The 8,914-nt window shown below is 39.9% G+C and carries 8 protein-coding genes; 3 read left to right on the plus strand and 5 right to left on the minus strand.

What is annotated here, in order from left to right; genetic code table 11:
• Positions 1-395 precede the first annotated feature (395 nt).
• The 5 genes from VIK44_RS08410 to larB all read right to left on the minus strand — a co-directional run bounded on the left by VIK44_RS08410 (position 396) and on the right by larB (position 5,320).
• Complete coding sequence (locus VIK44_RS08410) at positions 396-785, minus strand: hypothetical protein (RefSeq protein ID WP_331553423.1); 390 nt, start codon at positions 783-785, stop codon at positions 396-398.
• A gap of 138 nt (positions 786-923) precedes the next feature.
• Positions 924-2,537, minus strand: a complete 1,614-nt coding sequence (locus VIK44_RS08415; protein ID WP_331553424.1) for an NAD(P)/FAD-dependent oxidoreductase — start codon at positions 2,535-2,537, stop codon at positions 924-926.
• A gap of 295 nt (positions 2,538-2,832) precedes the next feature.
• On the minus strand, positions 2,833-3,081 hold the full coding sequence (locus tag VIK44_RS08420; RefSeq protein ID WP_331553425.1) for a hypothetical protein: 249 nt from the start codon (positions 3,079-3,081) through the stop codon (positions 2,833-2,835).
• Between the two features lie 269 nt (positions 3,082-3,350).
• Positions 3,351-4,502, minus strand: a complete 1,152-nt coding sequence (gene larC / locus VIK44_RS08425; RefSeq protein WP_331553426.1) for a nickel pincer cofactor biosynthesis protein LarC — start codon at positions 4,500-4,502, stop codon at positions 3,351-3,353.
• 68 nt (positions 4,503-4,570) lie between these two features.
• Positions 4,571-5,320 carry a nickel pincer cofactor biosynthesis protein LarB gene (gene larB / locus VIK44_RS08430; protein WP_331553427.1) on the minus strand — a complete coding sequence of 250 codons (750 nt, stop codon included), beginning with the start codon at positions 5,318-5,320 and terminating at the stop codon, positions 4,571-4,573.
• Between the two features lie 160 nt (positions 5,321-5,480).
• Between larB and VIK44_RS08435 the strand changes: the two genes are divergently transcribed.
• The 3 genes from VIK44_RS08435 to VIK44_RS08445 form a co-directional block, all read left to right on the plus strand.
• Positions 5,481-7,136, plus strand: coding sequence for an NAD(P)H-dependent oxidoreductase (locus VIK44_RS08435; protein ID WP_331553428.1), 1,656 nt, complete (start codon positions 5,481-5,483; stop codon positions 7,134-7,136).
• A gap of 129 nt (positions 7,137-7,265) precedes the next feature.
• The gene (locus VIK44_RS08440; RefSeq protein WP_331553429.1) at positions 7,266-7,637 is read left to right on the plus strand and encodes a hypothetical protein; all 372 of its coding nucleotides are present in this window, start codon (positions 7,266-7,268) and stop codon (positions 7,635-7,637) included.
• Positions 7,634-8,914, plus strand: a 1,281-nt coding sequence (locus tag VIK44_RS08445) for an ABC1 kinase family protein (RefSeq protein WP_331553430.1), incomplete at its 3' end; no start/stop codon positions are given. The genes VIK44_RS08440 and VIK44_RS08445, both read left to right, overlap by 4 nt.

The following is an 8,914-nucleotide window of genomic DNA, read 5'->3' on the forward strand; positions in this document are numbered from 1 at the left end:
TGTATCATCATTAAATGTTACCATTACTTTGGTAACTGTGCCTAATGCAGCAGCTGAATCTGCAACGGGTATTGCAGTACTTGCTGCTAATACACCTGCGCCTGAGCCAATGATTTGGCATGAAATGAGAATGGTTGAAATGATGATACCGAAAGATTTTTTAGAAAATCTCATGTTTTTCCTCCTCGTTTTATTTTATTTGCGTCAATTTATATTTTGAACCAAAAATGTTAATAACATATAATGATTAAGTTAAATTCATGTAAATAAAGTAAACAATGGATATTACATAATAGATCCTTTGATTTTATCCAATTAAGAATCATAATTGAAAATCATAATGAGATAATCAAAAAGCGCAAGTCCATCAATCGGACTTACGCTTTTTGCATGGTTTAATGCACCAGACTGTTGTCCCAGTTGGGCGGGTTAGATCCGGGATCTTTTAAATCCGACTCGATCAGGTCATTATCAAACTCCTTGGCAAAAATTTTAATTATTGCCTTGATCTGAGTATTGTATATCCAGTCCAGATCTTCAAAGACATCAAGAAGTTTTAGGGTGCCAGCAATGATTTTTGACTGATCAGCATATTCAAGAAGTGCCTCATATTTAACCGTATTTATTCTGCCATTGGACTCAAAAAGAACAGGATCATCGGATTGGCGTGAATCACTGAGAGTTGAAGATTTATACAACTCCAATCCTTTATAAAACTCCTCGTGGGATAGATTCTTCAATTGATCAATCATTTCTTTGGTTTTCGTTATGACTTCTGAGCTCATTTGAACACCTCTATTTCAGTTTTAGGTTAATCATAATAGGATTTAATATCAACGTCAAGAGTAAAAATGTGTTGCAGTTTTATCTTTGGAAAAGAAATGCACCTGAAAGATAAGTTATATCCTTCAGGTGCATGGTTACTATTTAACAGAAGCGTACTTTTTGATAACTTTTTCTGCTGTTTTCAGGCCATCCACAGCCGATGACATGATACCGCCTGCATAGCCGGCTCCTTCTCCCATAGGATAGAGGCCTCTAATATTGGATACATTATTTTCGTCTCTGTTGATTCTGACTGGGGAAGAACTTCGGGTTTCCACTCCGGTCATAACACTATCTTTCATGGCAAAGCCCTTGATTTTGGTATCAAAATACACAATGGCCTCTTTCATTGTTTGAATGACATAATCCGGTAAACATTCCTTAAGCTCAGCAAAGGTAAGGCCAGGTTGATAGGTGGGCTTTATACTGCCCCATGTGGTACTTGGTTGATCAGCAAGAAAATCGCCGACCAGTTGCACCGGGGCATTGTAATTTTCTCCCCCTAACTGATATGCGAGCCGCTCCCACTTTCTTTGAAATTCCACACCGGCTAGAGGATGTTCACTGCCAAAATCAGAAGGCTGGACACCCACAAGAAGCGCTGCATTGGCATTTTCCCCATTTCGTTTATGTTGACTCATACCATTGGTCACAACCCCTTTTTCCTCTGAGGCTGCAGCAACCACATAGCCACCGGGGCACATACAAAATGTATAGGCAGACCGTACGTTTGAGGAATGATAGGCAAGTTTGTAATCTCCCGCCCCCAGTCCGGGATGCCCCGCAGAAACACCGTATTGTGCCTGATCAATGATTTTCTGTGGATGCTCAATGCGCACACCAATAGAAAAAGGTTTCTGGGTCAACCCAATTCCTCGAAGGTGCAAGGTTTCGTAAGTATTCCTGGCACTGTGGCCGATTCCCAGCAAAGCAACCTTGCAGGGGATTTCTTCCTGATCATTGATAACAAGGGCCTCCAGAGTTTGATTCTTGATTATAAAATCAGTGACTTCCGCTCGGAATCTTACTTCACCACCATAGGAGATAATCTCTTTTCTGATATTTTTTACTGTTTCACGCAGCAAGTCGGTTCCGATATGTGGTTTGCTCAAATACAGTATTTCTTCCGGTGCACCTGCTTCAATAAACGCTTCTAAGATGGTGCGGCATCGATTGTCATTGATTAGGGTGGTCAGTTTACCATCAGAAAAGGTGCCGGCACCACCTTCGCCAAACTGCATATTACTTTTCGTATCGAGTGTTCCAGTCTTCCAGAATGTATCTATTTTAGCAACTCGGGTATCCACATCATCCCCTCGTTCAAGAATAATCGGGGCATAACCATTTTTAGCCAGTATTAAACCCGCAAAAAGACCGGCAGGGCCCATGCCAATGATCACCGGTCTTTCGACCAAATGTTCAGTTCCGGGGCGCAGGTCATGATAGGATAATTCCGGACTCAATGTGACGCCGGTCTTGCCATGTCTTTTTAGCATATTATTTTCATGTTGTACGGTCGCATCGATGGTATAGATGTAAACAATCGCATCTTTTTTTCTCGCATCAATGGATTTCTTGAATATTTTAAAATCGATCAGTTCTTTGGGACTGGTCATTATTTTAGAAAGGATTGCATTTTGTAATGCCTGTCTTTCGGCATCACGATCCACCACTTTATTGATTCCCAGTTTAATATTTGAAATTCGAATCATTCAAGCCTCCTATGGTTGTATAAACATCAGCAACACGTTGTCTATTTCAATTCATCATTAGATATATTGGTGAAATTATAATTCAGGTGCTTAGCTGTTAATAATATTCCAGAATAATTATAACATGATCCTAACTGAAATCATAATCAAAAAGTTAACCTCCAACACTTACGAAACACTAATGAATAAATCTATAGATTGCCTTTTATTCAATTTCAACTTAATACTTAGGTATTAAAATCCAATAATTTTAGAAAAAAAAGCTACTCGTCGGAGTAGCTTTTTTTTCTAAAAATTAAAACACCATTTGTTTAACTACAACGGTATCAAGCGAAGCCAGAGCTTTTTGTAATTCCAAGACCTCAGCATCCTTGTCTGGTAAGAATTCTAATATAATCAGCCCACTTGTACTGCATTGTGTATCCGATGATTCATGCAATCCAAGACGCGTCTTAATATTGCAGCCATATTTTGTTAACAATTCTTGAACCTTCAAAGCCTCACTCTCACGATTGCCCACTTGAATCCCCATAATGTTTCGCATAATAAACCTCCTAAAAATATTAATATTATTAAATAATGTACCCAGTCAAATGAGTTTTAAACTATTTATAAAAAAAATATGCCAAAGAGCATCTATATAATTAAGTAAAGAAATGAGAATGATAGAGTTATTACTTGTAAGACATGGTAAAGCCCAGGATAGAGGAACAAATATATGACTGTATCAACTTAAAGGTTTAAATCGATTAAAGTTCAGTGTTAAAAGAAAAACAGGGGTCATGAACCCCCGTTTCGGTTTAAATTCGATGATTATTTAAGTTTTTCTACCATTTCAAATATTTCCCCAAGGGATTTGCCGGTTTCCCTGGCGATACGCCTGACATCTTCATACTCAGGGCTTTCACGGTGAATGCTTCCATATTCTGAAATCTTAATGGTCACATCACCCAAAGGGGTATTCATTTTTTTAAAATGGCGATTCATGCAAACACGGGTTACCGGATATTTCCGAAGCCCAAGTGTGGATGTTTCCCGAAGGATAATATCTTCCATGGTTGGCAGATCGACGGCCTTACATAAAACCGTCAGATGAATGCCTGGTCGGTTTTTTTTCATATAAACCGGGGTATAGAAAACATCCAGGGCTCCTTTTTGCATAAGGGTCTCCAGAACATAGCCAGCCATTTCCCCGGTCATATCATCCACATTGGTTTCAACGACCATGGTTTCATGTGACCGGGATTTTCGCCCCTGGATAATGCGCAGGGCGTTGAGAACTCCAAAGTCTTTGCTTCCGAAGCCGTAACCTGTTTTTTCGGGAATAAAGCTGGGGATATTCGGAGAATAGGTTCCTAATTCGGCCAGGATGGCAACCCCTGTAGGGGTTGCCGATTCCCCATCAATGGCTTTGGAATAAATTTCAAAGTCTGATCCACAAAGAATTTCTGCTGTGGCCGGGGCTGGTACCGGAAGCAGTCCATGGGCACAGTGCACCCAGCCGCTGCCAACATTTATTTTAGATCCGTAAACAATATCAGGATTAAGGGTGTGGTAACAAATGGCAGCGCCGACAATATCAACAATGGAATCCAGAGCCCCAACCTCATGAAAATGCACATGCTCCACAGGGACGTTATGAACCTTGCCTTCGGCAACAGCGACCCGCATAAAAATGGCCATGGCTGTTTTCTTAACCGCATCCGAAAGGGAAGAGTCTTCAATGATATTTTTTATATCTCCAAAATGGCGGTGGTGGGGAGCTTCTTCTTCCAGAATAACATGACATTGTGTACCACTGATACCACTTTTTAGAATTTTTTCTGCCTCAATATGAAAGCCGTCAAGATTCAGCTTTTTAAGCTCTGATTCAAGAAAGATCGGGTCAATGCCGAGATCAATAAAGGCCCCTAACACCATATCACCACTGATACCGGAAAAACAATCAAAATATAGAACCTTCATTGGACGAGCCTCCTTTAATGGGCGATTGATGTCGCCCTTTTGAATCATCACATTAATCATTAAATGAACTAGAGTTTATTAATTTTTGATGCCAGGCAGGCTGCGCCAAAACCATTGTCGATGTTCACAACGCCTATACCTCCGGCACAGGAGGTAAGCATTCCCAGTAGTGCAGAAATGCCCCCAAAACTGGCACCATAACCGATGCTGGTGGGAACCGCTACAATGGGTTTATCAGTGAGTCCTCCAACCACCGAGGCCAATGCTCCTTCCATACCGGCAACCACAATAATGACTTTGGCATGGTTAATAACAGGAACGTTTCCAAGAAGGCGATGAATTCCGGCAACACCCACATCATAAAGGCGTTTCACCTGATTACCCATTACCATAGCGGTAATGGCGGCTTCTTCGGCCACAGGAATGTCAGCGGTACCTGCGGTTATGACCAGAATATAGTCTTCTGTGGTTTTATATTCCACCCGCTTCACCACTACAGATCGGGCTTCTTCGTAATAAACGGCATCCGGGGTAATGGATTTTATAGCTTCAAAAACATTCCGATCAGCCCTTGAAGCCAGGATGTTTCCGGTAGAGCGGTCAAGCATGTTTTGGACAATGCCCTTAATTTGATCCAGGGTTTTCCCGGGGCTATAAATCACTTCGGGATGTCCATTTCTAAGTTCCCGATGGTGATCAACCATTGCATAGGAAAGATCCTCGTAAGGAAGGTTTTTAAGTTGCTCTAAGGCTGCATTCACGTCGCATTGATGGTTTTTCACATCTTCTAATAATTTTGTTAATTGATCGACATTCATAATTTCCTCCATGATTGCTATTGTGTCATTGTATTCTTGTTATATTAAATTGGTGTTAAATCTATTATAATCGAATTAAGGGGTATTCTACCAGTGTAATCTTTGATATAATCAAATAGTAAAAAATGTGTGGCAGCAATAAAAACAAAAAGGAGAAAAAATGCATAAAATATTAGTGTTAAATGGTAGCCCTAAAAATAATGAAAGCCTGACCATGAAGCTGGTAGAAAGCTTTTTAGCAGGGGTATCTGATATTTCTCTTGATGTTAAAATAGAAACTATTAACCTTTATGAGAAAAATATTAAACCGTGTACCGGAGGTTTTGAGTGTTGGACTATCAGCCCCGGAGTATGTGTTAAAGAAGATGAAATGAATGACCTTCTCGTCAAGTATGTTGAGGCGGACATTATTATCTGGGCAACGCCGCTTTACCATTATGGGATCACCGGCGTGATGAAAATATTTCTGGAACGAACACTTCCCGTGTTTTTGCCATTTATTGATCCTGAAGGTGGGGGTATTTATGGACATCCTTATCGAAATCCTGAAAAAATGGAAAATAAGAAACATGTGCTGATCAGTACCTGTGGGCTTCCCTCAGTGGAAAAAAATTACGAAGGGGTTGAAAAACAGTTCGATAATCTGTTTGGACAGGGAAAGTGGGGAAAAATTCTTTGCGTTGAAGGCGAATTGCTGGGGATATCCCAGTTAGACAATTTCACCGGGCCTTACCTTGAACTGGTGAAGGTTGCTGGCCGGGAATACATAAGTCACATGAGTATTCCAGAAACGATTAAAGACGGACTTAAAAAGCCTTTTGTAGAAATAAAAGCATTTTTGGAGTTGTCCAATTTAAGCTGGGGTATTAACGATCTGCGAAAGGATGAATCAGACGGCGGACTCATCGCCTGGAATTTTATGAAGCAAATGAGAGCTGCCTTTAATACCAAAGTTCGGCCGGGTCTTAATACGGTTTTACAAATGGATTTTACAGACCTTAAAGAAAGCTATCAGTTAGTAATAAAGGACGATGAATGTACACTTTTAAGGAATGACTTTACCGCGGCAACGACTCGAATTTATACGCATTTTACCACTTGGGAACGGATCTTAGAGGGGAAACTTGATCCTACTGAGGCGTTAATGGAAAAAAAATATACCGTTGAGGGAGATTTTTCCCTGATGAACGCTTTGGTGGACGGATTGTTCGGAAGCATGGTCCTTCACATCGAAAAAAAGAAAAAGATTTTACCGGTTGTCTTTAAGAATACACCTTATTGGTTTATCCTGACCATGATCCCATGGATGATCTGTTTTTTTCTCTCGAATTCTAATCCATTTCATGCAGTCATTGTTCCATTGCTCGTCAGTGGGGGCCTTTGTGCCATAAAAAAAGGTTCGGAACTTGTTTATTTTGACAAAGCCACCTTATTGTTTTTTTCTTTGCTGGCCCTTGTGACGGTTCCCTGGAGTATCGGCTATGATGGTATGACCATTGCCTTTTCAGGATTTATGGGCATTTTTGTAATCTGGTTCGTATCGGTGTTTAAAACAGTAACGTTAACCGCTGATTACACCCATTTTTTTAATGGCAGAAACGCATTGAGAAATGTATTGTTTCTTAAGACGAACCGAATATTAACGTTAGTTTGGGCGCTGCTTTTCCTTGTTCAGGGATTGATGGCTCAATGGTTGGGAACTACTTCAATGGTGAATTTTGCAGCGGTTATTCCACAAGTTTTACTTATTCCCGGGTTGATATTCACCGGTTGGTTTACAAAATGGTACCCTGCTTATCGTGCGAAACCAGAGTAAAACAGAGAATCTTTAAATGAAAGTTCTGTATTAGTTATTAAATTAATTGGTAAATATTGATTTTCCTTTGCATGAAGGGGTATAATAAAGATTAAATGATTTAAAAATTTATAATTTGAGAGGTAAAAAATGTTAACAAGTATTAGTGAGGATTTAAAGAAAATCTTTTTATTCGGTATTGGAGCCATGGCACTTACTGCAGAAAAATCAAAGGTTTTAATCGATGAGTTGGTGGCTAAAGGTGAGTTGACAGTTGAACAGGGCAAGGTTTTAAATGAAGAATTAATACATAATATTAAAAAAACCATTAAAGATAATGTGACTCCAGCAAAACCAGAACCGCCGACTACGGTTGATGAAATGGCTGCGAATATAGACAAATTGACCGATGACGATTTCCAGGCATTAAAAGAAAAAATAGAAATTCTGGAAAAAGAAAAAGCTCAAAAGCAAGCTGCTTATTCGGAACCAGTGCATACTTCCAACGATGAGGACCAATGAAAAAAAACGTCTCTGACACTGAGATAGAAGTAAAACCCGAAGCAGCGTTATATGGCAACGGAAGAAGACTTAAAAAAATAATTTCAATTCTGGTTAAACATGAAATCAACAAAGGCCTGACCCCGGAAAAACTGCGATTAATCATCGAAGATATGGGGCCGACCTTTGTTAAGATTGGTCAGGTTATGTCCATGCGGCCGGATATCCTGCCGATTGACTATTGCAAGGAACTTGAAATGCTCAGGTCCCAGGTGAAACCCATGCCCTATGAAGTGGTAATGAATATCATGAAAGAGGAATACGGAAAACCTGTTTTGGAAGTATTCCAGAAATTTAATAAGGAATCTTTAGGGTCTGCTTCCATTGCTCAGGTTCATTCCGCTGTTTTAAAAGACGGATCAAAGGTCGTCGTCAAGGTTCAGCGTCCGGGAATTTACAATATAATGGCCCAGGATATTGCACTGTTGAATAAAGCAGCAAGTATTTTGAATATTGCCAGCGGTATGGGAAATATCCTGGACTTTAAGATGATTTTGGATGAAATATGGAAAACTGCTCAGGAAGAAATGGATTTTCTCAACGAAGCTGAAAATGCACATCACCTATACGAATTGAATCAGGATATTAATTATGTCTCCTGTCCACTTATTTACGATGAGCTCACCACATCAAAAGTTTTAGTGATGGAAGAAATTGATGGGATTGCGATTAATCAAAAGGATGCTTTACTGGAGGCAGGCTATAACCTGGAAGAAATTGGGACAAAACTTGCAGAAAACTATGTAAAACAAATCATTGATGATGGTTTTTTCCATGCCGACCCCCATCCAGGAAACATTTTTATTGATGATGGAAAAATTGTATGGATTGATTTGGGAATGATGGGAACCTTAACAAAACGCGATAAAGATCTCTTTAGACGGATTGTCAAGGCCGTGGCTACTAGTGATGTCGAGGGACTTGGAACAACAATCCTGTTAATTAGCGTGCATAAAGGTACTAAGATTAATTATTCTCAGTTATATGAATCCATTGACAGGATGCTTCAAGAATACGGCACCGAAGATTTAAGCAATATTCATATTGGCAAAGTTATGGAAGAAATGTTAGGCATTGCAGGCGAGAACCAGCTTGCAATGCCTGGTGGCGTTAGCATGCTCACTCGTGGGGTCGTTACCATAGAAGGCGTGATGGTTGAAATAGCCCCGGAAATTAATATCGTTAATATTATGACAACTCATATGGCCGGACAGGAATCAAGGGACTTCGACTTAATG

Origin of the sequence: Acetobacterium sp. (genome assembly GCF_036508315.1) — a bacterium.
In the GTDB taxonomy this organism is placed as follows: domain Bacteria; phylum Bacillota; class Clostridia; order Eubacteriales; family Eubacteriaceae; genus Acetobacterium.

Bases quoted from the DNA above. Each gene is read 5' to 3' on its own strand.
- VIK44_RS08410 (WP_331553423.1), bottom strand. From the start codon at position 785: ATGAGCTCAGAAGTCATAACGAAAACCAAAGAAATGATTGATCAATTG.
- VIK44_RS08415 (WP_331553424.1), bottom strand. From the start codon at position 2,537: ATGATTCGAATTTCAAATATTAAACTGGGAATCAATAAAGTGGTGGAT.
- VIK44_RS08420 (WP_331553425.1), bottom strand. From the start codon at position 3,081: ATGCGAAACATTATGGGGATTCAAGTGGGCAATCGTGAGAGTGAGGCT.
- larC (WP_331553426.1), bottom strand. From the start codon at position 4,502: ATGAAGGTTCTATATTTTGATTGTTTTTCCGGTATCAGTGGTGATATG.
- larB (WP_331553427.1), bottom strand. From the start codon at position 5,320: ATGAATGTCGATCAATTAACAAAATTATTAGAAGATGTGAAAAACCAT.
- VIK44_RS08435 (WP_331553428.1), top strand. From the start codon at position 5,481: ATGCATAAAATATTAGTGTTAAATGGTAGCCCTAAAAATAATGAAAGC.
- VIK44_RS08440 (WP_331553429.1), top strand. From the start codon at position 7,266: ATGTTAACAAGTATTAGTGAGGATTTAAAGAAAATCTTTTTATTCGGT.